Here is a 24,484-nt window from a genome sequence, read left to right on the forward strand (position 1 = left end):
CCTCCAGGAAGGGTGGCCGGTCAGCCGAGGACCGTGAGATCGGATGTGCCCCAGTACGCCTTCACGTGCTCGACGAGCCCGGACCTGTCCAGGCGCATCACGAGCATGGCGGCGCGCCGGATGCGGGCCGTCCGGGGGTCGTCGGGGGCCTTGAGCCAGCCGCGTCCGGCGTACAGCGGGCCGTCGGGCAGGTAGTCCATGACGGAGGTGACCTGCAGCAGGACGTGGGTGCCGTCCTGCCCGGCGACCGGCTCGGCCGCCTCCTCGTGGACGTGGGCGCCGAGCAGACGCGCGTAGTGGGCGCGCAGTTCCCCGTGGCCGGTGAGCGGCGGCAGGCCGACCGGGTCCTCCAGGACGGCGTCGGGGGCGTACAGCTCCAGGACCGCGTCGACGTCCCCGGCGTTGATCCGACGGCTGTGCTCCAGGGCCCGCTGCTTGCGGGTGAACTCGTTCATCGCTGCTCCTCCACTGCCTGGCCGTCGTGTCCGTCGCCGGTGTCCCGGCCGAGGTCCCGGTCGATGAACGCGAAGATCTCGTCGGCCGACGCGTCCTGGATGCGGGTGGCCAGCGCGGTGTCCCCGGCCGGCTCCCCGGCTGCGTCCCCGGCCGTGCCGTCCGGTACGTCGAGGCGGGCCAGTGCGGCGCGCAGCCGCCCGGCCAGCGCGGTCCGTGCCGTGCCGTCCCGCGAGGAGACGGCGAGCAGGGCGGACTCCAGGCGCTCGAACTCCTCCAGGACGCCGGCGAGCGGGTCCGCCTCCGGCGGCGCCAGTTCCTCTTCCAGCCGGCGGGCGAGCGCCGCCGGGTCCGGGTGGTCGAAGACGAAGGTGGCCGGCAGCTTCAGACCGGTCGCCGCCGAGAGCCGGTTGCGCAGCTCCACCGCGGTCAGGGAGTCGAAGCCGAGTTCGCGCAGGCCCTGCGTGGCGTTGACGGGCGTGGCCGCGTCGTAGCCGAGAACCGCCGCGACGTGCGAGCACACCAGGTCGAGCAGCGCCTGCTCCCGCTCCGCCGCGGGCAGCCCGCTCAGCGTCCTCCGGAGCGCGGACGGCCCCGACGGGCCGCCGGCGGCCCGGTCCGCGCCGCCGCGCACCAGGTTCCGCAGCAGCGTCGGCGCGGCGGAGTGGCTCCGCGCCTGCCGGCGCATCCGGGCCAAATCCAGCCGGACCGGCGCGAGCAGCGGCAGACCGCTGTCCCACGCGGCGTCGAGGAGGGCGAGGCCCTCGTCGGCGCCGAGCCCGACCACACCGGCGGCGGCGTGCCGCGCCCGGTCGGCGTCGCTCAGCCGCCCGGACATGCCCTCCGTCAGCCGCCAGTAGCCCCACGCCAGGGAGGTGGCGGTGGCGCCGCCGGCCCGCCGGTGCGCGGCGAGCGCGTCGAGGAAGGCGTTGGCGGCCGTGTAACCGGCCTGCCCCGCCCCGCCGAGCAGGCCGGCCACCGAGGAGTACAGGACGAACGCCGACAGGTCCGCGTCCGCCGTCAGCTCGTGCAGGTTCCAGGCGGCGTCCGCCTTCACCCGCATCACCTCCTCGACCTGCTCGGCCGAGAGGTTCTGGACGACCGCGTCGCTCACGGTGCCCGCGCAGTGGAACACCGCGGTCAGCGGATGCTCGGGGGGCACCGACGCCAGCAGGGCCGCGGCGGCCTCCCGGTCGCCCGGGTCGCAGGCGGCGAAGGAGATGTGGGCGCCCAGCGCGGCCAGTTCCGCGGCGAGTTCCAGCGCGCCGGGGGCCTCGGCCCCGCGCCGGCTCGACAGCAGCAGGTTCCGTGCGCCGTGCCGGGTGACCAGGTGCCGGGCGGTGAGGGAGCCCAGGGCGCCGGTGCCGCCGGTGATCAGCACAGTGCCGTCCGGGTCGAACGCGACCGGCAGGGTGAACACCGGCGGACGCGAGGCGGCGTACCCGGAACCCAGCGCCTCGGGCGCCCGGCGGACGTCCCACACGGACCCTTCCACCGGCGTCAGGGCGCCGCGCGCCGCGAACTCAGTGAATGCCGCGACCACGTCGCGGGCTCGCTCGGCCGCGACCGGCCCGACCGCCTGGTCCGGGCCGGCTCCCCGCCGGACCACCAGTGCGCCGTCCCGCACCGCCAGGACCGCGTCGGGAGAGCCCGCCGGAGCGGTACCGCCCGCCGCGTCCACGGTCCGAAGCCGGGCGCCGAGATGCCGGGCCAGGCGCATGGCGGCCGAGCCGACGGCTCCCGTGCCCTCCTCGACGAGCAGCGCATCGCCCTCGCGCAGCTCCGCCACGTCCGTGAGCGCGTGGTACGCGGACCCATGGACCCCGAGGGACCCGGCCGCCCGCGTCCAGCTCCAGCCGGACGGCACCGGCGCGACGAGCCCGGCCCCGGTGACGGCCACCGGCCCCACGGCGTCGAACAGCCCGAGGACCCGGTCTCCCACCGACACGGCACCGACCCCGGCACCCACCTCCGTCACCACGCCCGCACCGGCGACCACGGGCGCGGGAGCGCCCGGCGCGGCCGGGTCCGGGGCGGCCGCCCGCAGCGCCACCCGTACCTCGTCCGCCGCGAGCTCCCGGCCGGCCTCGGGGGCGTCGACGAGGGCGAGCCGCTCCCCGTCCCCCCGCGCCAGGCGCCAGGTGGCGGATCCGACCGGCGGGGCGAGCCGCCCGGACGCGTCGTCGCGCACCAGCCGCGGCACGTACATCAGGCCCTCGCGCAGCGCCAGTTCGGGCTCGTCCGAGGCCAGCGCCGCCGGAACCGCCGCGAGGGAAGCGGGCAGTTCGTCGACGTCGAGCAGCGTCAGCCGGCCCGGGTTCTCGGTCTGCGCGCTGCGCACCAAGCCCCACAGCGCCGCGCCGGGCAGATCGCCGGCCTCCTCGCCCGGCCGTGCGGCGACGGCGCCCTGGGTGACGACGACCAGACGGCTCGTCCCGAACGCGGCGTCGGCGAGCCAGTCCTTCAGCAGGCCCAGCAGCGCGACGGAGGAGTGCCGTGCGAACTCGGCCGCGTCGTACGCCTCTTCCATCGGTGTGACGCACACCGCGAGGACGACGTCGGGCACGTCACCCCCCGCGGCGGCCTCCGCCCGCAGCGCCCCGAACGTCTCCCGCACGGGCGCCCCGTCCAGCACCCCGGACAGCTCCGCCGCCAGCGGCTCTCCGGGCAGCGCGACGAGGGCCGCCCGCGGGCGACCGCCGTCGCCCCGGGCCTCCACCCGCGTCCAGTCGAGCCGGAAGAGCGCGTCGCGGTCCACACCCCGCGCCCCCGCGACCTGACGGGCCGCCACCGGCCGCACCGTGAGCGCCTCCAGCGTCAGCACCGGCGCGCCGGCGGTGTCCACGGCCGTCAGGGACAGCCGGTCCGCTGCGGTACGGGTGATCCGGATCCGCAGCCGGTCCGCGCCCGCCGCGTGCACCCGGAGGCCGCTCCAGGAGAACGGCAGCAGCACCTGGTCCGTGTCGGCGGACGACGCGGCCGTGTCCAGGATCAGCGCGTGCAGCGCGGCGTCGAGCAGCACGGGATGCACCCGGTACCGGCCGGCCGCGCCGCTCTCCGGCTCCGGCAGGGCCACCTCGGCGTACACGTCCTCGCCGTGCCGCCACGCGGCCACCAGACCCCGGGTCGCCGGGCCGAAGTCGTAGCCGTACGACGCGAGTTCGTCATAGGGGTCGGCGCCGTCGGTTCCATCGGCCCCGGAGACGGGCGTGGACCCCGGCGGCGGCCAGGCGCCGGGGGACCCGGCGTCCGGAGCCTCCGGACCGGCGGGCGCGAGCACACCCGCGGCGTGCCTGGTCCACCCGTCCTCCTCGCCGCCGCCGGCGGGCCGGGAGTGGACGGACACCGGGCGCCGCCCGTCCTCGTCCACCGGGCCGACCACCACCTGGAGGTCGACCGCGCCCGCGTCCCCGAAGGCGAGCGGCGTGTGCAGGGTGAGGTCCGCGAGCTGCTCGCAGCCGGTGCGCACGGCGGCCTGGAGGGCCAGTTCCACGAACGCCGACCCGGGCAGCAGCACGGTGTCCGCGACCCGGTGCTCGGCGAGCCAGCCCTGGTCCCGCGGCGAGATCCGGCCGGTCAGCACATGGCTGCCGCCGTCCGCGAGTTCCACGGCGGCCCCCAGCAGCGGGTGCCCGGCCGAGGCGAGCCCGAGCCCCGACGGATCCCCGGCGACGGCCCGGCGCCCCTCCAGCCAGTACCGCTCCCGCTGGAAGGCGTACGTCGGCAGGTCCACGATCCGGGGAGGCGGAACGGCGGGGAACCAGCCCCTCCAGTCCACCTCGGCCCCGGCGGCGAACGCCTGGGCGACGGCGCGCGCGAGCTGCGCCGTGTCCCCGTGATCGCGGCGCAGCGTGGGCACCACGGTGGCGGAGACGTCCGCCCGCTCGATGGTCTCCTCCACGCCGAGGGTCAGTACGGGGTGCGGGCTCGCCTCGATGAACAGGCGGTAGCCGTCGGCGAGGAGGGCCTCGACGGTGTCGGCGAAGCGCACCGGCTGCCGCAGGTTCGTGATCCAGTAGTCGGTGCCGAGGACGCCGGTATCGTCCAGGTTCTCGGCGGTGACCGTCGAGTAGAACGCGATACCGGTGTCCGACGGACGGATGCCGGAGAGCCGCTCGGTGAGCAGATCGGTGATCAGATCGACCTGGGGGCCGTGGGAGGCGTAGTCCACGTCGATGACGCGGGCCCGCAGCCCGCGCGCCTCGGCCTCGGCCACGACCGCGGCGACCGCCTCGGGCGGGCCCGAGACCACCGTGGACGACGGCCCGTTGACCGCCGCGACACCCACCCCGGGATGCCCCTCGACCAGCTCCGCGGCCTGCTCCCGGCCCACCCCGAGGGAAGCCATCGCACCGCCCCCGGACAGCTCCCGCAGCGCCAGGCTGCGCAGCGCCACGACCTTCGCGCCGTCCTCCAGCGTCAGCGCCCCCGCCACGCACGCCGCGGCGATCTCGCCCTGCGAATGCCCCACCACGGCGGCCGGCACGACCCCGTACGCCGCCCACACCGCCGCCAGCGACACCATCACGGCCCACAGGACGGGCTGGACGACCTCCACCCGCGTCAGCTCCCCGCCGTCACCGCGCATCACCTCGGTCAGCGACCAGTCGACGTAGGGGGCGAGGGCTTGTTCGCACTCGGCGATGCGGGCGGCGAACACCGGCGACTCGTCGAGGAGCCGGGCGCCCATGCCCGCCCACTGCGAACCCTGCCCCGGGAACACCAGCACCGGACCGGCACCGGAGGAGCCCGCGACCCCGGTCACCACGTCGGACGAGGGCTCGCCCGCCGCCAGCGCCCGCAACCCGGCCGTCAGCGCGTCCCGGTCACGCCCCAGAACGACCGCCCGCCGCTCGAACAGCGACCGGGTCCTGACGAGCGACCACCCCACGTCGACGGGCGACGCGAGCCGGGGATCGTCGGCCACCCGCGCGGCCAGCGCCCGGGCCTGGGCCCGCAGCGCCGTCTCGTCACGGCCGGAGATCACCCACGGCACCACCCCGGCCGGCGCCTCGGCGTCGCCCGAGCCCGCCGGCTCCGGCGCTTCCGGCGCCTGCTCCAGGATCACGTGCGCGTTCGTGCCCGAGATGCCGAAGGCGGACACCCCGGCCCGGCGCGGGCGTTCGCCGCGCGGCCAGTCGACCGGCTCGGCGAGGAGCCGCACCCCGCCGCTCTCCCAGTCCACGTGCGGCGTCGGCGCGTCGAGGTGGATCGAGGCGGGCAGCCGCTCGTGCTCCAGGGCCTTCACCATCTTGATCACCCCGGCCACACCGGCCGACGCCTGCGCGTGCCCGATGTTCGACTTGATCGAACCGAGCCACAGCGGCCGGTCCGCGGGCCGGTCCTTGCCGTAGGTGGCGAGGAGTGCGCCGGCTTCGATGGGGTCGCCCAGTGTGGTACCCGTGCCGTGCGCCTCCACCACGTCCACGTCCTCGGCGGACAGCCGCGCGTTGGCCAGCGCCTGCCGGATCACCCGCTGCTGCGCCTGCCCGTTGGGCGCCGTCAGACCGTTGCTCGTACCGTCCTGGTTGACGGCCGAACCGCGGACGACGGCGAGGACCTTGTGCCCGTTCCGCCGCGCCTCCGACAGCCGCTCCAGGACCACCAGGCCGACGCCCTCGGCCCAGCCCGTGCCGTCGGCCGCCGCGGCGAACGGCTTGCACCGCCCGTCCGCCGCGAGACCCCGCTGGAGCGAGAACTCCACGAACGAGCCCGGAGTCGCCATCACCGTCGCGCCCCCGGCCAGCGCCAGCGAGCACTCGCCCCGGCGCAGCGCGTTCGCCGCCTGGTGGATCGCCACCAGGGAGGACGAGCAGCCGGTGTCGAGCGTCATCGCCGGCCCTTCGAGGCCCAGCACGTACGACACCCGGCCCGAGGCGACGCAGCCGAGGTTGCCGGTGCCGATGTACCCCTCCACCTCCGTGGGCCGCTCACCGACCAGCGCGAGGTAGTCGAAGATCGTCAGGCCGGTGTACACCCCGGCGTTGCTGCCCTTGAGTGCCTCGCGGGTGATGCCCGCGTGCTCGAACGCCTCCCACGCGGTCTCCAGGAGCAGCCGCTGCTGCGGGTCCATCGCCACGGCCTCGCGCGGGCTGATGCCGAAGAACGCGGCGTCGAAGTCCCCCGCGTCGTAAAGGAATCCGCCCTCGCGCACATAGCTCGTACCGCGGCTCTCCGGATCCGGGTCGTACAGCGCCTCCAGGTCCCAGCCGCGGTCGTCGGGGAAGTCGCCCATGGCGTCCCTGCGGGCCATGACCAGGTCCCACAGCTCCTCGGCGGAACGCACGTCGCCCGGGTACCGGCAGGCCATGCCGACGATCGCGATCGGTTCGTCGTCCGCGACGACCCCGGCCGCCCCCGCCGCGTCGTCCGCCGTCCCGCCCGACAGCTCGGCGCGGAGGACGTCGGCGAGCGCCTCGGGCGTGGGGTGGTCGAAGACCACCGTGGTCGGCAGGGTGAGGCCGGTGCTCTTGTTGAGCCGGTTGCGCAGCTCCACCGCGGTCAGCGAGTCGAAGCCGAGCTCCTGGAACGGCTTCGCCGCCGGCACCGCGTCCACGTCCGAGTGCCCCAGGGTCGCCGCCGCCTGCGCACGCACGTGCTGCAACAGCAACTGTCGCTGCTGGGCCGGCTTCACCCCGGCCATCTCCTGCCGCAGCGACGACTCCTCGGCGCTCTCGCGCACCACCGGTGCGACCGCCCGCCGGTTCTCCGGCAGGTCCCCGAGCAGGGGGCTGGGCCGCTGCGCGGTGAACGTCGACGTGAACTGCGCCCAGTCGAAGTTCGCGACGGTCAGCGTCGTCTCGCCCGAACTCATCGCCTGGTGAAGCACCTTGACGCACAGGTCGGGGTCGAGCGGATGCAGACCGAACCGGCTGAAGAAGGCCAGCGCGGCCTGATCGGCGGCCATCCCGGCCTCGGCCCAGGGGCCCCAGGCGATGGAGGTGGCGGGGAGTCCTTGCGAGCGGCGGTGTTCGGCGAGGGCGTCGAGGAAGTGGTTGGCGGCGCCGTAGGCGCCCTGCCGTCCGCTGCCCCACACGCCGGCGCCGGAGGAGAACATCACGAAGGCCGACAGGTCCGCGTCCCGCGTCATCTCATGCAGGTTGAGCGCGGCCCGCGCCTTCGGCGCGAGCACCTCGTCCAGCTCGGAGAGGGAGAGCTCGTCGAGCGCGATGTAGTTGGGCACGCCCGCGGCGTGGATGACGGCGGTGAGGGGGTGGTGGTCGGGGATGGTGTCGAGGAGGTCGCGGAGTTGGTGGGGGTCGCTGACGTCGCAGGCGGTGATGGTGACGGTGGTGCCGAGTTGGGTGAGTTCTTGGGTGAGTTGTCGGGCGCCGGGGGCGTGGGGTCCGCGTCGGCTGGTGAGGTGGAGGTGGGGTGCGCCGTGGTGGGCGAGCCAGCGGGCGAGGACGGCGCCGATGCCGCCGGTTCCGCCGGTGATGAGGGTGGTGCCTTGGGGTTGCCAGGTGGGGGTGGTGTGGGTGGTGGGGGCGTGGGTGAGGCGTCGGGTGTGGGTGCCGGTGGTGCGGATGGCGATTTGGTCTTCGTCGTCCTGTTGGTTCAGGGCGGTGGCGAGGCGGGTGAGGGTGTGGTGGTCGATGTGTGGGGGGAGGTCGATGAGTGTGGCCCAGAGGTGGGGGTGTTCGAGGGCGGCGACGCGTCCGAGTCCCCAGGTTTGGGCTTGGTGGGGGTGGGTGAGGGGGTCGGTCGATCCCGTGGAGACGGCGCCTTGGGTGAGGGTGTGGACGGGTGTGGTGGTGCCGTTGTCGTTGAGGGCTTGGATGAGGGTGGTGGTGGCGGCGAGGCCGGTGGGGACGGCGGGGTGGTCGGGGTGGGGTGTCTCGTCCAGCGCCAGCAGATTGACGATCCCGGCGCACGGACCTCCCTCCAGCAGCGACCGCAACTCCCTGGCGAATTCCGCGCGTTCCACGTCCCGCGCGTCCACCACGTGCCGTCGCACCTCGGCGCCGTGGGCGGCCAGGGTCTGCGCGGCCGCCAGAACGGCAGGGTGATCGATGTGCGCGGCGGGCACGAGCAGCAGCCAGTCCCCGCTCAACTCCGGCGCGGCCGACGGATCGGCCAGGTGCTTCCAGGTGACGCGGTAGCGCCAGGAATCGACCGTGGTCTGCTCCCGGTGCCGGCGTCGCCAGGCCGAGAGGACCGGCAGTGCGGGCTCCAGCGTCTCGACCGCCTGGGACCCTCCGTCGAGCTCCAGACTCTCCGCGAGCGCCTCGACGTCCAGGTCCTCGATCGCCTGCCACACCTGCGCCTCGACGGGATCGTGGCCGCCGCCCGCCACCGGGGCCGCCGCGGGCGGCTCGACCCAGTAGTGGCGGTGCTGGAAGGGGTAGGTCGGCAGGTCGACGGTCCGGGGGGCGGGGTCGGTGGGGAACCAGCGTCGCCAGTCGACGTCCGCGCCCGAGGTGAAGGCCAGGGCGGCGGAGTGCGTGAACTGGGCGAGCCCGCCGTGGTCCCGCCGCAGCGTGGGAACGGTCGTGGCCGTGACGCCGGACCGGTCGATGGTCTCCTGGATGCCCAGGTTGAGTACGGGGTGGGGGCTGGCCTCGATGAACAGGCGGTAGCCGTCGGCGAGCAGGGCCTCGACGGTGTCGGCGAAGCGCACCGGCTGCCGCAGGTTTGTCACCCAGTAGTCCGTGTCCAGACCGGTGGTGTCGATGTGCTCGGCGGTGACGGTGGAGTAGAACGCCACGTCGGTGTCCACCGGGCGGATACCGCTCAGGCGGTCCGTCAGCTGATCGGTCAGCCGGTCGATCTGCGGGCCGTGCGAGGCGTACCCGACGTCGATCACGCGGGCCCTGAGCCCCCGGGCCTCGGCCTCGGCGACCACGGCGGCGACGTGCTCGGGCGGACCGGAGATCACGGTCGAGGACGGACCGTTGACCGCCGCGACGCACGTCCCCGGCCGGTCGCCGATCAGTTCGGCGGCCTCTTCGGCGCCGGTCCCGAGGGAGGCCATGTCGCCGTGTCCGGCGAGTTGTCGGAGGGCGTGGCTGCGGATGGCGACGATGCGGGCGGCGTCGTGGAGGGTGAGGGCGCCGGCGACGCAGGCGGCGGCCATTTCGCCTTGGGAGTGTCCGACGACGGCGGCGGGGGTGATGCCGTGGTGGGCCCATACGGCGGCGAGGGAGACCATCATGGCCCACAGGACGGGCTGGACGACTTCCACGCGGGAGAGTTCGCTGCCGTCGCCGCGCAGGACGTCGGTGAGGGACCAGTCGACGTGGGGGGCGAGGGCTTGTTCGCACTCGGCGATGCGGGCGGCGAATATCGGTGATTCGTCGAGGAGTTGGGCGCCCATGCCGATCCATTGGGATCCCTGGCCGGGGAAGACCAGGACCGGTCCGGGTCCGATGTCGCCGGCGGTTCCGGATACGACGTCGGGTGAGGGGTCGCCGGAGGCCAGGGCTCGTAGGGTGGTGACGGCGTGGTCGTGGTCCTGGCCGATGACGACGGCGCGGTGTTCGAAGACCGACCGGGTGGTGGCCAGCGACCAGCCGACCTCCAGGGTGTCGGCGTCGGTGAACGCGTCGAGTCGGCGGGCCTGTTGGCGCAGGGCTTCACCGGTGCGGCCGGACAGGACCCACGGCACCACCGGACCCGCCTCGGTCTCGGCCGCCGGGGCCCGCTCCTCCTCCGGTGCCTCCTCCAGGATCAGATGCGCGTTCGTGCCCGAGATCCCGAACGCCGAGACGCCCGCCCGGCGCGTACGCTCCGACCGCCACGCGACCGGCCCGGTGAGCAGCCGTACGCCGCCCTGCTCCCACGGGACGTGTGGCGACGGCGCGTCGATGTGCAGCGAGGCGGGCAGGAGGCCGTTGCGCAGGGCCATGACCATTTTGATCACCCCGGCGACGCCGGCGGCCGCCTGGGTGTGGCCGATGTTGGACTTCACCGAGCCCAGCCACAGCGGCCGGTCCGCGGGCCGGTCCTTGCCGTAGGTGGCGAGGAGCGCGCCGGCCTCGATGGGGTCGCCGAGCGTGGTGCCGGTGCCATGCGCCTCCACCACGTCCACGTCGTCGGCCGACAGGCGCGCGTTGGCGAGGGCGGCACGGATGACCCGCTCCTGCGAGGGTCCGTTGGGGGCGGCCAGACCGTTGCTGGTGCCGTCCTGGTTGACGGCCGAACCCCGGATCACCGCCAGGACCTTGTGCCCGCGCCGCCGCGCCTCGGAGAGCAGTTCCAGTGCCACGACGCCGGCGCCCTCGCCCCAGCCCGTACCGTCGGCGGCGGCCGCGAACGGCTTGCACCGGCCGTCGGGCGCCAGTCCCCGCTGCCGGGAGAACTCCGTGAACGAGCCGGGCGTCGCCATCACGGTGGAACCGCCCGCGAGGGCCAGCGAGCACTCGCCCTGCCGCAGCGCCTGGGCCGCCAGGTGGATGGCGACCAGCGACGACGAGCACGCGGTGTCGACCGTCACGGCCGGGCCTTCGAGGCCCAGGGTGTAGGAGATCCGGCCCGAGACCACGCTGCCGAGGTTGCCGGTGCCGATGTACCCCTCGACCTCGCTCGCCGTCTGGCTGATCAGCGTCAGGTAGTCGTGGGCGCTCACCCCGGTGAAGACGCCCGTGTCGGTGCCCTGGAGCTTTCGGGGGTCCAGGCCCGCGTGCTCGACGGCCTCCCACGCGGTCTCCAGGAGCAGCCGCTGCTGCGGGTCCATCGCCACGGCCTCGCGCGGGCTGATGCCGAAGAACTCGGCGTCGAAGTCGCCCGCGTCGTAGAGGAAGGCGCCGTCCCGCACATAGCTGGTGCCCGGGTGCTCGGGGTCCGGGTGGTAGAGCGCCTCCAGGTCCCAGCCCCGGTCGTCGGGGAACGCCGAGACGGCGTCGCCCCCCTCGCGCACGAGCCGCCACAGGTCCTCGGCGGACCGGGTGCCGCCGGGGAAGCGGCAGGCCATCCCCACGATCGCGACGGGTTCCGCCGCTTCCTTGTCGCGGAGCCGTTGGCGGGCCTCGCGCAGCTCCGCGGTGACCCACTTGAGGTGATCGAGAAGTTTCTCCTCGTTCGACATCTAACCCAGGCTCCTTGGCACTACGTGGATGATCGAGGTCATGGGGGGAAGGGGGGCGGGAACGGGCGTCAGGACTTACCGAACTCGCTGGAGATGAGGTCGAAGATGTCCTCCGCGGACGCGGATTCCAGCGCGTCGTGGGCGGTGGCGGAACGGTCCGCCTCGCCCTCGGCCGGGTCCCACTTCGACAGCAGCACCCGGAGTCGGCCCGCGATCCGCCGCCGGGCCGCCTCGTCCAGCCCGCCCGTGCCGTACGCCGCGTCCCACTTGTCGAGGGCCGCGAGGACGCTGCCCTCGCCGGCCTCCTCGCCCGCGAGGCCGAGCTGCCCGCGCAGGTGCCCGGCGAGCGCCTCGGGGGTGGGATGGTCGAAGATCACAGTGGCGGGCAGCGCGAGCCCGGTCGCGGTGTTGAGCTGGTTGCGCAACTGGACGGCGGTCAGCGAGTCGAAGCCGAGCTCCTGGAACGGCTTCGCCGCCGGGATCTCCTCCACCGTCCGGCCGAGCGTCGCGGCCGCGTACGTCCGGACGCGCTGGACCAGGAACCCGTGCCGCTGCGACGCGGGCGTCTTCGCCAGCTCCGCGCGGAACGCGCTGGTCTCCACACCCGAGCCCGGCTGTTCGGGCTCCCGCCGGTTCTCGGGGATGCCGTCGAGGAACGGGCTGGGCCGCTGCGCGGTGAACGTCGGGGTGAACCGCGCCCAGTCGAAGTTCGCGACGGTCAGCGTCGTCTCGCCCGCGCTCACCGCCTGGTGCAGCGCCTTGACGCTCAGCTCGGGACCGATCGGGTGCAGGCCGAAGCGCTTGAAGTAGGCCAGCGACTCCGCGTCCGCCGACATCCCGGCCTCGGCCCAGGGGCCCCAGGCGATGGAGGTGGCGGGGAGTCCTTGTGACCGGCGGTGTTCGGCGAGGGCGTCGAGGAAGTGGTTGGCGGCGCCGTAGGCGCCCTGCCGTCCGCTGCCCCACACGCCGGCGCCGGAGGAGAACATCACGAAGGCCGACAGGTCCGCATCCCGCGTCATCTCGTGCAGGTTCCAGGCCGCGTACGCCTTGGAGCCGAGCACCTCGTCCAGGCGCGCGGCCGTCAGGTCCCCGATCGGCGTCAGGTCCGTCATGCCTGCGGCGTGGATGACGGCGGTGAGGGGGTGGTGGTCGGGGATGGTGTCGAGGAGGTCGCGGAGTTGGTGGGGGTCGCTGACGTCGCAGGCGGTGATGGTGACGGTGGTGCCGAGTTGGGTGAGTTCTTGGGTGAGTTGTCGGGCGCCGGGGGCGTGGGGTCCGCGTCGGCTGGTGAGGTGGAGGTGGGGTGCGCCGTGGTGGGCGAGCCAGCGGGCGAGGACGGCGCCGATGCCGCCGGTTCCGCCGGTGATGAGGGTGGTGCCTTGGGGTTGCCAGGTGGGGGTGGTGTGGGTGGTGGGGGCGTGGGTGAGGCGTCGGGTGTGGGTGCCGGTGGTGCGGATGGCGATTTGGTCTTCGTCGTCCTGTTGGTTCAGGGCGGTGGCGAGGCGGGTGAGGGTGTGGTGGTCGATGTGTGGGGGGAGGTCGATGAGTGAGGCCCAGAGGTGGGGGTGTTCGAGGGCGGCGACGCGTCCGAGTCCCCAAGTTTGGGCCTGGTGGGGGTGGGTGAGGGGGTCGGTCGATCCCGTGGAGACGGCGCCTTGGGTGAGGGTGTGGACGGGTGTGGTGGTGCCGTTGTCCTTGAGGGCTTGGATGAGGGTGGTGGTGGCGGCGAGGCCGGTGGGGACGGCGGGGTGGTCGGGGTGGGGTGTCTCGTCCAGCGCCAGCAGATTGACGATCCCCGCGAGTCCGGACGTGTCCACCGAGGCCAAGGACTCCCGTCGCACACGCCCCGTCTCCACGGTGTGCGTGCGGACGGTCGCGCCGTGCTCCCGCAGCGCGTCCACCGTGGCGCCCACGGCGGAATGGTCGTCATGGCCGGCCGGGACGAACAGCAGCCAGTCCCCGCTCAACTCCGGTGTCCCGGCGGCGTCGGCGCGGTACTCCCACGTGACGCGGTAGCGCCAGGAGTCGATCGCCGACTGCTCCCGGTGCCGGCGTCGCCAGGCCGAGAGGACCGGCAGTGCGGGCTCCAGCGTCTCGACCGCCTGCGACCCTCCGTCGAGCTCCAGACTCTCCGCGAGCGCCTCGGCGTCCAGGTCCTCGATCGCCTGCCACAGCCGTGCCTCGGCCGCGTCGTGGCCCCCACCGGCAGCGGAGGCCGCGGTGGAGCGCCGCAGCCAGTAATGGCGGTGCTGGAAGGGGTAGGTCGGCAGGCCGACGGTCCGGGGGGCGGGGTCGGTGGGGAACCAGCGTCGCCAGTCGACGTCCGCGCCCGAGGTGAAGGCCAGGGCGGCGGAGTGCGTGAACTGGGCGAGCCCGCCGTGGTCCCGGCGCAGCGTGGGAACGACGGCGGCTGTGAGGCCGAAGTGGTCGACGGTTTCCTGGATGCCCAGGTTGAGTACGGGGTGGGGGCTGGCCTCGATGAACAGGCGGTAGCCGTCGGCGAGCAGGGCCTCGACGGTGTCGGCGAAGCGGATGGGCCGGCGCAGGTTGGCGATCCAGTACGCGGTGTCCAGGCCGGTGGTCTCCAGGCGTCCGGCGGTGACGGTGGAGTAGAACGCCACGTCGGTCTCCACCGGCCGGACACCGCCGAGACGCTCCGTGAGCAGTCCGGCGATCTCGTCGACCTGAGGGCCGTGAGAGGCGTAGTCCACATCGATCGTGCGCGCCCGGAGGCCGCGCGCCTCCGCGTCCGCGACCACGGCGGCGACCTCCGCGGGCGGGCCTGATATCACCGTGGAGTGCGGGCTGTTGACGCCCGCGATGCCCACGCCCGGACGCCCGTCGACGAGTTCGGCGGCGAGCTCCCGGCCCACTCCGAGGGAGGCCATCGCACCGTGTCCGGCGAGTTGTCGGAGGGCGTGGCTGCGGATGGCGACGATGCGGGCGGCGTCGTGGAGGGTGAGGGCGCCGGCGACGCAGGCGGCGGCCATTTCGCCTTGGGAGTGTCCGACGACGGCGGCGGGGGTGATGCCGTGGTGGGCCCATACGGCGGCGAGGGAGACCATCATGGCCCACAGGACGGGCTGGACGACTTCCACGCGGGAGAGTTCGCTGCCGTCGCCGCGCAGGACGTCGGTGAGGGACCAGTCGACGTGGGGGGCGAGGGCTTGTTCGCACTCGGCGATGCGGGCGGCGAATATCGGTGATTCGTCGAGGAGTTGGGCGCCCATGCCGATCCATTGGGATCCCTGGCCGGGGAAGACCAGGACCGGTCCGGGTCCGATGTCCGCGGCGGTTCCGGATACGACGTCGGGTGAGGGGTCGCCGGAGGCCAGGGCTCGTAGGGTGGTGACGGCGTGGTCGTGGTCCTGGCCGATGACGACGGCGCGGTGTTCGAAGACCGACCGGGTGGTGGCCAGCGACCAGCCGACCTCCAGGGTGTCGGCGTCGGTGAACGCGTCGAGTCGGCGGGCCTGTTGGCGCAGGGCTTCACCGGTGCGGCCGGACAGGACCCACGGCACCACCGGACCCGCCTCGGTCTCGGCCGCCGGAGCCCGCTCCTCCTCCGGTGCCTCCTCCAGGATCAGATGCGCGTTCGTGCCCGAGAATCCGAAGGAGGACACCCCGGCCCGGCGCGCCCGTTCACCGCGTGACCACTTCACCGGCTCGGTGAGCAGGCGCAGTCCGCTGGCGTCCCACTCCACGTGGGGGGAGGGCGCGTCGATGTGCAGGGTGGCGGGCAGCAGTTCGTTGCGCAGGGCCATGACCATCTTGATCACACCGGCGACGCCGGCGGCGATCTGGGTGTGGCCGATGTTGGACTTCACCGAGCCCAGCCACAGCGGCCGGCCCTCGGGCCGCCCCTGCCCGTAGGCGGAGGCGAGTGCGCCGGCCTCGATGGGGTCGCCGAGCGTGGTGCCGGTGCCGTGCGCCTCCACCACGTCCACGTCGTCGGCCGACAGGCGCGCGTTGGCGAGGGCGGCACGGATGACCCGCTCCTGCGCGGGGCCGTTGGGCGCCGTGAGGCCGTTGCTCGCGCCGTCCTGGTTGACGGCCGAACCCCGGATCACCGCCAGGACCTCGTGGCCGTTGCGCCGCGCGTCGGAAAGGCGTTCCAGCAGCAGCACGCCGGTGCCCTCGGCCATGCCCATGCCGTCGGCGCCCGCCGCGAAGGGCTTGCACCGCCCGTCGGGGGCGAGGCCGCGCAGCTCGCTGAAGCCGATGAGCGGCGCGGGCGACGACATCACGTAGGTGCCGCCGGCCAGGGCCAGTGAGCACTCCCCGGCACGCAGTGCCTGGGCCGCCAGATGAAGGGAGACCAGGGAGGAGGAGCACGCGGTGTCCATCGTCACCGCCGCGCCTTCGAGGCCCAGGGCGTAGGCCACCCGGCCGGAGGTGACGCTGGCGGAGTTGCCGATGGTGAAGTACCCGGCGGTGCCCTCCGGCACCTCGGAGGCGCCCAGCGCGTAGTCGAGGCCGTCGCAGCCGATGAAGGTGCCCGTGGCGCTGCCGCGCAGGGAGAGCGGGTCGATGCCCGCCCGCTCGATGGCCTCCCAGGCGGTCTCCAGGGCGAGCCGCTGCTGCGGCGCCATGGCCAGGGCCTCGCTGGGGCCGATGCCGAAGAAGGTGGAGTCGAAGTCACCGGCGCCGTGGACGAAGCCGCCCTCGCGGACGTAACTGGTGCCGGTGGACTCGGGATCCGGGTCGTAGAGGGCGTCGAGGTCCCAGCCCCGGTCGGTGGGAAGCGGCGCGACGGCGTCACCGCCCGCCGCGATCAGGTCCCAGAACTCCTCCGGGGACCGCACCCCGCCCGGCAGCCGGCACGCCATGCCGATGACCGCGATGGGCTCGTGGCCCGCCGACTCGGCCTCCCGCAGCCGCCGTTCGGTCTGGCGCAGGTCCGCAGTGACACGCTTGAGGTATTCAAGAAGCTTCTCTTCGTTGTGCGCCATGCCGGTGACAACCGCTCCTCTCGGCGAGAACAGGCGGACCCCTTGTCCCGCATGGCCGGACAGCCGTACGGCGCGCGCATCGGGCAGGCGGGGCACCACCGGGTTGCAGAATCGTCGACGGCGCTAAAGCCCTCCTAATACTCCGCTGCGCGGTCCGCGTACTCCCGCCGCATGCTCCGCCGCCTAACCCTGCCGCGTGCTTCACCGCGTGCTTCGCCGCATGCCGAGGGGTCTTAGCCGCACTTAAGAGGCGGCTGTCAGGGTGCGCCCACCCATTGTCACGATCCGATCAGCGGTGTCGTCGCGACGCTCGGTGGAGCCGGACGGCCTGATCGTTGGTCGGACAACGCGAATCGAGGCATCGTGTCCCTCACGGAAAGCCAGCCCGCCGCAGCCACCCTGCCCGACCTCGTGGATCCGGCCTTCTGGGCGCGGCCGCGCGAGGAGCGTGTGGCCCTCTTCGAGGAACTGCGCCGGCTGCCGCACCCCGCGTTCATCCGGCAGAGCATGCCGGGCGTGCCGTGGGTGTCCGGCTACCACGCGCTGGTGAAGTACGCCGACATCGCCGAGGCGAGCCGCCGCCCGCAGGACTTCTCCTCCAAGGGCGCGACCACCATCGTCGGTCTGCCACCCGAACTGGACGAGCACTACGGCTCGATGATCAATATGGACAACCCGGAGCACTCCCGCCTCCGGCGCATCGTCTCGCGCTCCTTCGGCCGCAACACCGTCCCGGAGTTCGAGGCGGTGGCGACCCGTACCGCCCGGCGCATCATCCGCGAGCTCGTCGCCCGCGGCCCGGGCGACTTCATCCGGCCCGTCGCCGCGGAGATGCCGATCGCCGTGCTCGCCGACATGATGGGGATCCCCGAGGAGGACCACGAGTTCCTCTTCGAGCGGTCCAACACGATCGTCGGACCGCTGGACCCCGACTACGTCCCCAACCCGGCGGACGCCGAGCGCGTGGTGGTCGAGGCGTCGCGCGAACTCGGGGACTACATCGCGCGGCTGCGCGACGAACGCCTCGCCCACCCCCGCAACGACCTGATCACCAAGCTGGTGCAGGTGCAGTCGGACGGCGAGCAGCTGACCCGCCAGGAACTCGTGTCCTTCTTCATCCTGCTTGTCATCGCCGGCATGGAGACCACCCGCAACGCGATCTCCCACGCGCTGGTCCTGCTGACCGAGCACCCCGAGCAGAAGCGGCTGCTGCTGTCGGACTTCGAGGCGCACGCGAAGAGTGCCGTGGAGGAGATCCTCCGCGTCTCCACGCCCATCAACTGGATGCGCCGGATCGCCGCCCGCGACTGCGAACTGAACGGCCACCGGTTCCGCAGGGGCGACCGGCTCTTCCTGTTCTACTGGTCGGGGAACCGGGACGAGAGCGTCTTCCCCGACCCGTACCGCTTCGACATCACCCGCGGGGCGAACCCCCACGTCACGTTCGGCGCGGTGGGTCCGCACGTCTGCCTGGGCGCGCACCTCGCCCGGCTGGAGATCACCGTCCTGTACCGGGAACTGCTCGCGGCGCTGCCCGGGATCCACGCCGTGGGCCGGCCCCGGCGGCTGAAGTCCAGCTTCGTGGAGGGGATCAAGCGGCTGGACTGCGCCTTCTGAACGTCCCTCCCGCTCCCTCCCCGCGCGGGGCCTGCGGAGTGGACGGGCGCGCGGGTCCCGTCGGACGCGCCGGACACGACGGCCGCGCGGGGCCGTGCGGGGCCGTCAAGGCGCCGGGTCCGCCGGAGCTCGTAGGACGACGGGCCGGGTCCGTCGGATGACGCGTCGGGCCCGGCCCGTCGTCCGCACGCCGGGGGGGGGCGCGGCGCCCGGTGCGGTGTACGGGCTCCGGGGTCTAGCGGCCCGACAGGGCCAGGGGCGGCGGTGCCAGCAGAGCCGCGTCCCCGGCGAGTATCGCCCGCTGCAGGTTCTGCAGCGGGCGACCGGGCTCCAGGCCCAGTTCGTCCTTCAGGGTCCTGCGGACCGACTGGTACACCTTCAGCGCGTCCGCCTGCCGCTCCGAGCGGTAGAGCGCCAGCATGAGCTGGCGGTAGAAGACCTCGCGCATCGGGTTCTCGGCGGTGAGCGCGTAGAGCATGCCGACGGCCTCCCGGTGGCGGCCGAGCTGGAGCCGGCATTCGGCCAGCATCTCCTGGCACTCCAGCCGGGTCTCCGTCAGCCAGGTCGCGAAACCGTCGATGATCGGGCCGCCCACGGCAGGCCCCTTGCCGCCGTGGCCGAGGGCCGGTCCGCGCCACAGGGCGAGGGCCTCCTCGAAGCGGCAGGCGGCTTCGTCGTGCCGCCCGTCCCTAAGGAACGCCCGTCCCTCGTCCACGAGTTGCGGGAAGATCTGGGCGTCGATCTCGTCGTCGCCCTTGTGCAGCACGTACCCGGGCGCGCGGGTCTCGACGGGATTGCCGGGCACTCCCGGCCTCTTGAGGAACTTGCGGAGTTGGGAGATGTACACATGGAGCCCCGCCGTCGCGCGCCGGGGCAGGTCCTCACCCCAGATCTCCGCCATCAGCTGTTCCGGAGACACCACTTGGTCGGCGCGGACGAGGAGGACGGAGAGGACGACCTCCACCTTGTGCGCGTTGATGGTCATGCTCTTGCTGCCGTCCGTGACCCGGAGCGGCCCCAGCATCTCGTACCTCACTGAGCGTTCCCCCTAAGTATTGCCCTTGCCCGTGCGACGTCCGCGGGAGCCCTGCGGACGACCGGGACGACGTTCACGAACCACGCGTCTGAGTATCGGAAAGGCAGAGGCGGACAAAAGGCTTGCCCTTCGCGCTTCGTCAGCGCTCCGGCGACGGAATCGACCCGTCCTGTCCGTTCGGTGCGTTTCGCGCCGAGGCGCGCGCAGACTGGATACGGCGAATGTTCATGACATTACCGGACGAGTCGAAAATCCCCTTTCGGGCCGCTTCTCCGCTGGGCGGAAGTGTCGAACCGGAAGAGGTTCCTGTCGATCATTGGTGTACGCACCGATGATGCAAGGCCGGACTTCCCAGGGCAACGAGGCAAGGGTGACGCCCGGACGGAATAAGACATTCCGATTGTTCGAATGTCGATCGTGTCGGCGACTTGGTGGCGCAAGGGCCGGGAAAGTGCAGAAGATCCGGTTCGGAATGGTGTCGCGCGGCCGCGCCACCGGGTCCGCGAGGTCGTGCCAGATGCCGCTTGACCTGCTGTTTACCCGGAACCGTGGGGTCTTTCAGCGGGGTCGGGGACGCCGTGGGCCCCTTGTGTCGGGCCGGGTGCGGCCCTGGCGCCGGCAGTGTCCGGCCGGACGTGCGGAATCAGACCGACGCGCCCGTTTGTGGCGGTGGTGACCTGTGTATTTCGAGCCAAGATGAGAGTCGTTGGCCGGGGATCGCCGTCCGTCCGCCGGGAGCCGGAGCGGAACGAAAGATGTCGGCGATGATGGCTGGAAACAGTGGGTCGATCGCGGCTCGGATGTGGTGGCGGACCGGCGCCGAAGGTGTGCCATCAGGGCACGTCAGGGGTGGTAAGGGCGGGGCGGGAGGGGGAGGCGGGCGCGCCGTCGTGGTGCTGCCCGGTCGTGGGGGCGCGTCGGCCTCCCGTGGTCAAGCGGAGGCTTCCCGGGGCCCGCCGGGGCTGGCGCTCGGCCGGTGAGTACGGCGGCGCCGCAGGCCACGGCGGTGGATCCGCGTCATGCCGCCGGGCCGCGCGGCGGCTCGTCACCCGGGGCGCACGGGCTCGGCAGGGCATGCCGAAGTGCCGCTGTGACTGAGATCGCGCCAAACCCCGCCCCGGCGGAGGGAAGCGCACGCGGACATCGGTCGGCGGCGTTCCTCGGTGAAGGGCGCTCTGTCACGTGGGGCGTGGGACGGGGGCACGGCCGGCGGCGGCGTGAACGGTCGCCCTAAGATAGATGCGCGATGCACCTGAACGGGGGCGGGCGTGAATGCCAATTCGCCGTGTGTGCTTAGGGAAGCCTTGGAAAGGTGCTGGCTCCGAGATTTAACTAATCCCTGACGCCCTCGCGGTCCAGGGTTTCATCGAAGGCCCGGGAAGCGGCCGCCATGAACCCGCGCATCGTTTCGTCGTCGTACCAGCGGCGGGGGTACGGAAGATCGACGGCGAGGCGGTCGTCGAAGCGGGTGACGGTCGCCAGCGGGACCGGTGTGTCCACCAATGGCAGGATTCGCCACCCCGACACCGCCAGACCCTCCGGGAGTCTCGGCCGCGGGATCTTGTGGAGGTTGGTGACGACCAGTGTGGGCAGGCGCGGGACCGTTTTCTCGGTGAGCCGCGGGATCGTGGCGACGTCGAGGTCGGGTACGCGCGCGTCGAGGTCGGCCCGCAGTTTCTCCGCCACCAGCCGCCCCAGTTCCACCGGGTCGGGCGATTCGGGGACCTCCAGCGTGGCCGTGCTGGACGACGCGGAGGACTGGATGCTCTCCGGGTCGATGGGCGGGGAGATGCGCGAACGCAGGTCGACCGCCGAGACGCAGGCCAGGGTGACCGGCCGGGGCGACGACGGTGCGAGGAAGGCCCGTGCCGCCGTCAGCAGGACCCCGCAGACGAGGCTGTGCACACTGAGTCCGGCGCCGTGGGCGCGGTCGGCGAACCGCCGCGTGTGCTCCTCGTCGAGTTCGAGGCGCACCAGGCCGAAGGATCCGGGCTCCCGGCCGCGGACCGGCAGCACGGAGGGGACGGTCGCGCGCTCGGCGGCCCGCGAGTCCAGGAAGCCCGCCAACTCCTCCTCGGTGAACGCCTCCTGGACCCGGGTGTCGAGCGAGGGCGAGGCTAGCCCGCCCGCGATGACGTGCGTCGGGACGCTTCTGCCGAGCGACAGGTCGGTGTAGACGGACCACAGCCTCTTGTACAGGGCGATGTAGGCCGACCCGTCCACCAGGGCCCGCGGCAGGCTCAGCGCCACCGTGGTGCGCGGACCGCCCTCGGACACCGCCACCCGCAGCAGCGGCCCGGCCGACCAGTCCTGGACCACCTGCAGCTCGTCCCGGAGACCGGTGAACGTCTCCACGCTCACTCGCCGCGTGCCTGGATCGCCGTCCCGGACGACGCAGGAGTCCCCGTCGGGGACGAATCTGCCGAGCAGCACGGGATGGAACTCCGTCAGGATCCGGACCGCTTCGGCGAGCAGTGCCCGGTCGACGACCCCTTCGATCTCACAGGGCACGAGCACACGTCCGCCGCTGCGGTAGATCGCCATCTCATGCGCACCCAGACGACGCTCCATGCCATCCCCCCGCTCGGAACCCGGCAACCACTCCACTATCCCTTGTAAGCGGATCACTGACAAGGACACAGGAATGACAAACGGTCCCATCAACCACACCAGTTGATGTGCGGTAAAGGCGGTTGGACACCGGTCGGCGCCGATCGGCCGATCACCACCTGCCGGCGGAGACCCTTCGTCCTAAGGCGCCGCGTCGGGCCCCGGGCGGGTCCCGGGAGTGGTTCCGGGCTCCACATCGTGGTACTCGTGCGTCAGCAAGGAGTCCATCGCGTCGCCGAGACGCGTCACGAACTCCCGGAACTCCGCCAACTGAGCTTCGGAGTACCGGGACGTGACCTGCTCCATGCCGGCGGTGTACGGGCCGAAGAACCGCATGGCGCGCGGCCGGACGTCGGGGCTGCTGCGCAAGGTGACGACCCTGCGGTCGGAGGTCTCCCGCCTGCGCTCCACGCAGCCCGCCTTCTCCAGCCGGTTCAGCAGGGCCGTGGTGGCTCCTGAGGAGAGGGAGATCCGCTCGCTCAGACGTGCGGGGGACAGCGGCGTCCGCTCGCGGCCACGCTGTTCGTCAGGACGACGACGCCCGTGGCGGCGGGCGTGGCCGCGGCGGACGGGCAGGGGGTCCGGTCGGGCTGACGCCGCCTTCCGGCGTGGCCGGTGCGTGGGGGCTGGGGGGGTGGGGGCCGGGCCGTCCCGGCCGGTCAGGAACCAGGGCGCCGCGTCGGACACGCGGACGTGACGCCTGGGCCCGGCCCGGGGGAGTCCTCGTCGGAAGATGCCGCCCGCCTCGGCCGCGGAGGCGCGAACGACCCGTCGGCCCGCGGCCGTTCACGGTGGGACGGACGGTGCGCGACGTCGTGAACGGTCCCGCGCGGCGGGTTCGTCGACGCGGGGCCGGCCCGGACGGTCGAGCAGTAGACGAGGTGATCGGCCGACGGCATCGGCCTGCTGGCCGGCAACGTCGAGACGGCACGCCGGGCGGCCTCGCGTCGGCCGGAGGAACGCCGTCGGGCAGGCGAGCCCTGGACCGTCCACCGCATCCTGGCCGCCGTCGAGGACGAGGCCGAGCGGTTCGCCACGATCCTGACGCCGCCGGAAGGCAGGAGGCGGTGCGCGCCCCGAGGGGGCGATGTTCTTCGGGGCGCGCGGCAGGGATTCCGGTTCAGGCGTTGTAGCCGCCGTGGGCGTCCAGTACCGCACCCGTGACGTATGACGCGGCGGGGCTCGCGAGAAAGGCGATCGCCGCGGCGATTTCGTCGGGGCGCCCCATGCGTTGCAGGGACAGCGAGCCGACCAGGGCCTTGAGGGTCTCGGGGTCCGGCCCTTCCATGCCGCCCTCCATCAGTCCGGCCTCCACGACGTTGGCCGTGATGTTCCGGGGCCCGAGGTCCCGGGCGACCCCCATGGTGTACCTCTCGATCCCCGACTTGGTCGCCGCGTAGTCGGCAAGGCCCGGGGCGCCGACCCGGGAGCCCAGTCCGGAACTCACCGTGATGACGCGGCCGCCCGCGCGCAGCACTCGGGAGGCGGCCCGGATGACGGCGATGACGCCGAGGTAGTTGGTGGCGTGCATGCGGTCCAGTGCGGCGGTGTCGGCGTCCGGGTCGTCCACCCTGCGGCCCTGCTCCACCGAGATCGCCGCGTTGTTGACGAGGATGTCCAGGCCGCCGAAGTGCGCGACCACGTCGTCGATCAGCGCCGGCGCCCGGCTCGTGTCCGCCTGGTCGGACCGGAAGGCGACGGCCTTGGCTCCCTTGCCGCGCACCTCGTCGACGACAGCCTGCGCCTGCTTCTCGGAACTGACGTAGGTGAAGGCGACGTCGGCGCCCTGCTCGGCCAGCAGCCGTACGGTCGCGGCTCCCAGCCCACGCGAACCCCCGGTGACCAGGGCGACCTTGCCCATGAGCGGCTTGCTCATTCCTCTCCCCTCGTTGACGTACCCTTCCTGACAGTTGTAACGCTAATTGTTACGACAGGGCTGTCGTAACATCAAGCGTTGCGGCCGCGAGGAGGGGTGCATGAGTGCCAACAGCAGGCTGACCCTTGCCGCCCACGCCCTGGCCTGGATCGGTCTCTACCAGCGCCAGGGCCATGAGGTCGCCACCTCCGAGCAGATCGCGACCAGCGCGAACACGAACCCCGTGGTGATCAGGCGGCTGCTCGGCGAGCTGCGCAGGGCCGGGCTCGTGGAGTCCCGACGGGGTGTGGGCGCGGGCTGGTCGCTGGCGCGCGAGCTGGAGTCGATGACTCTGCTCGACGTGTACGAGGCAGTAGAGCCCGGCCCGCTGTTCGCGATGCACCGGGCCACCCCGGACCAGGGGTGCGTGGTCGGTTACGGCATTCAGCCGGCGATGCGGGGCGTCTACGAGGGCATCGAGGAGACGCTGAGACGCGAGCTGGCCCGCGTCACGCTCGCGAACGTACTCCGGGACGTTCTCGCGGCACCTCGCTAGCATCTGCGCCATCGGCCGCGCATCCGCCGAACCCGGCTTCGCCCCCAAGGGGCGCCTCCTCATGGTGGCCGTCGGCCGGTGCACCACGACGTTCGGGCCGGTCCATCCGCCCGAACCGGCCGTTGGTACTCGCCGCCCGGGGACACCGCGAGGTGACGAAGTCGCCGGAGTCGGAGGGCATACGCATCTCCGCGCCGCGCGAGGAGAAGTGCGACCCGGTCGCGAGGGAGCTGCTGGGGCCGGCTACGTCGACCGCGCCGCGACGGCCATCCCGACGGTCGCCGAACTCCACCGTGCCACGCCGGTACACCGACTGGTTCCGGCTGCTGCCGCCCGATGTGGATGAGGACGAGGGAATGAGGGTGCGCCTGGCCCGATC

At 73.1% G+C, this 24,484-nt stretch carries 10 protein-coding genes; 3 read left to right on the plus strand and 7 right to left on the minus strand.

Annotated features, from left to right (window positions below):
* Window positions 1-20 precede the first annotated feature (20 nt).
* The 3 genes from K7I03_RS31170 to K7I03_RS31180 form a co-directional block, all read right to left on the minus strand.
* Window positions 21-455: a nuclear transport factor 2 family protein gene (locus tag K7I03_RS31170; RefSeq protein WP_185946261.1), complete on the minus strand. Its 435-nt coding sequence runs from the start codon at window positions 453-455 to the stop codon at window positions 21-23.
* Window positions 452-11,479: a type I polyketide synthase gene (locus K7I03_RS31175; protein ID WP_224347305.1), complete on the minus strand. Its 11,028-nt coding sequence runs from the start codon at window positions 11,477-11,479 to the stop codon at window positions 452-454. The genes K7I03_RS31170 and K7I03_RS31175 overlap by 4 nt, the downstream gene beginning before the upstream one ends.
* A gap of 68 nt (window positions 11,480-11,547) precedes the next feature.
* Window positions 11,548-16,431 (minus strand): type I polyketide synthase, encoded by a 4,884-nt coding sequence (locus tag K7I03_RS31180; protein ID WP_224347306.1) that lies wholly within the window; start codon window positions 16,429-16,431, stop codon window positions 11,548-11,550.
* Window positions 16,432-16,794: 363 nt separating this feature from the next.
* On the opposite strand from K7I03_RS31180, the gene K7I03_RS31185 reads away from it, so the two are divergent.
* On the plus strand, window positions 16,795-18,048 hold the full coding sequence (locus K7I03_RS31185) for a cytochrome P450 (protein WP_185944852.1): 1,254 nt from the start codon (window positions 16,795-16,797) through the stop codon (window positions 18,046-18,048).
* 235 nt (window positions 18,049-18,283) lie between these two features.
* Here the strand turns inward: K7I03_RS31185 and K7I03_RS31190 are convergent, their stop codons facing one another.
* From K7I03_RS31190 to K7I03_RS31200, 3 genes are all read right to left on the minus strand, one after another.
* On the minus strand, window positions 18,284-19,084 hold the full coding sequence (locus K7I03_RS31190; protein ID WP_185944851.1) for an AfsR/SARP family transcriptional regulator: 801 nt from the start codon (window positions 19,082-19,084) through the stop codon (window positions 18,284-18,286).
* Window positions 19,085-20,416: 1,332 nt separating this feature from the next.
* Entirely contained in the window at window positions 20,417-21,655 is a 1,239-nt protein-coding gene (locus tag K7I03_RS31195) for a phthiocerol/phthiodiolone dimycocerosyl transferase family protein (protein ID WP_185944850.1), read from the minus strand.
* Window positions 21,656-21,835: 180 nt separating this feature from the next.
* Complete coding sequence (locus tag K7I03_RS31200) at window positions 21,836-22,381, minus strand: MarR family winged helix-turn-helix transcriptional regulator (RefSeq protein WP_224347307.1); 546 nt, start codon at window positions 22,379-22,381, stop codon at window positions 21,836-21,838.
* A 219-nt stretch (window positions 22,382-22,600) separates the two neighbouring features.
* Here K7I03_RS31200 and K7I03_RS31205 point away from each other — a divergent pair, with 219 nt between their 5' ends.
* Window positions 22,601-22,858, plus strand: coding sequence for a DUF6192 family protein (locus K7I03_RS31205; protein ID WP_224347748.1), 258 nt, complete (start codon window positions 22,601-22,603; stop codon window positions 22,856-22,858).
* Here the strand turns inward: K7I03_RS31205 and K7I03_RS31210 are convergent.
* On the minus strand, window positions 22,815-23,570 hold the full coding sequence (locus K7I03_RS31210) for an SDR family NAD(P)-dependent oxidoreductase (RefSeq protein ID WP_185944849.1): 756 nt from the start codon (window positions 23,568-23,570) through the stop codon (window positions 22,815-22,817). The genes K7I03_RS31205 and K7I03_RS31210 overlap by 44 nt on opposite strands.
* A 100-nt stretch (window positions 23,571-23,670) precedes the next feature.
* Here K7I03_RS31210 and K7I03_RS31215 point away from each other — a divergent pair, with 100 nt between their 5' ends.
* On the plus strand, window positions 23,671-24,105 hold the full coding sequence (locus K7I03_RS31215) for an Rrf2 family transcriptional regulator (protein WP_185944848.1): 435 nt from the start codon (window positions 23,671-23,673) through the stop codon (window positions 24,103-24,105).
* The last annotated feature ends 379 nt before the right edge of the window (window positions 24,106-24,484 follow it).

This window comes from Streptomyces mobaraensis (genome assembly GCF_020099395.1).
Lineage (GTDB): Bacteria > Actinomycetota > Actinomycetes > Streptomycetales > Streptomycetaceae > Streptomyces.

What these genes read in the sequence shown, in the direction of transcription:
- K7I03_RS31175 (WP_224347305.1), bottom strand. Translation starts at nt 11,479, where the DNA reads ATGTCGAACGAGGAGAAACTTCTCGATCACCTCAAGTGGGTCACCGCG.
- K7I03_RS31210 (WP_185944849.1), bottom strand. Translation starts at nt 23,570, where the DNA reads ATGAGCAAGCCGCTCATGGGCAAGGTCGCCCTGGTCACCGGGGGTTCG.
- K7I03_RS31180 (WP_224347306.1), bottom strand. Translation starts at nt 16,431, where the DNA reads ATGGCGCACAACGAAGAGAAGCTTCTTGAATACCTCAAGCGTGTCACT.
- K7I03_RS31170 (WP_185946261.1), bottom strand. Translation starts at nt 455, where the DNA reads ATGAACGAGTTCACCCGCAAGCAGCGGGCCCTGGAGCACAGCCGTCGG.
- K7I03_RS31195 (WP_185944850.1), bottom strand. Translation starts at nt 21,655, where the DNA reads ATGGAGCGTCGTCTGGGTGCGCATGAGATGGCGATCTACCGCAGCGGC.
- K7I03_RS31215 (WP_185944848.1), top strand. Translation starts at nt 23,671, where the DNA reads ATGAGTGCCAACAGCAGGCTGACCCTTGCCGCCCACGCCCTGGCCTGG.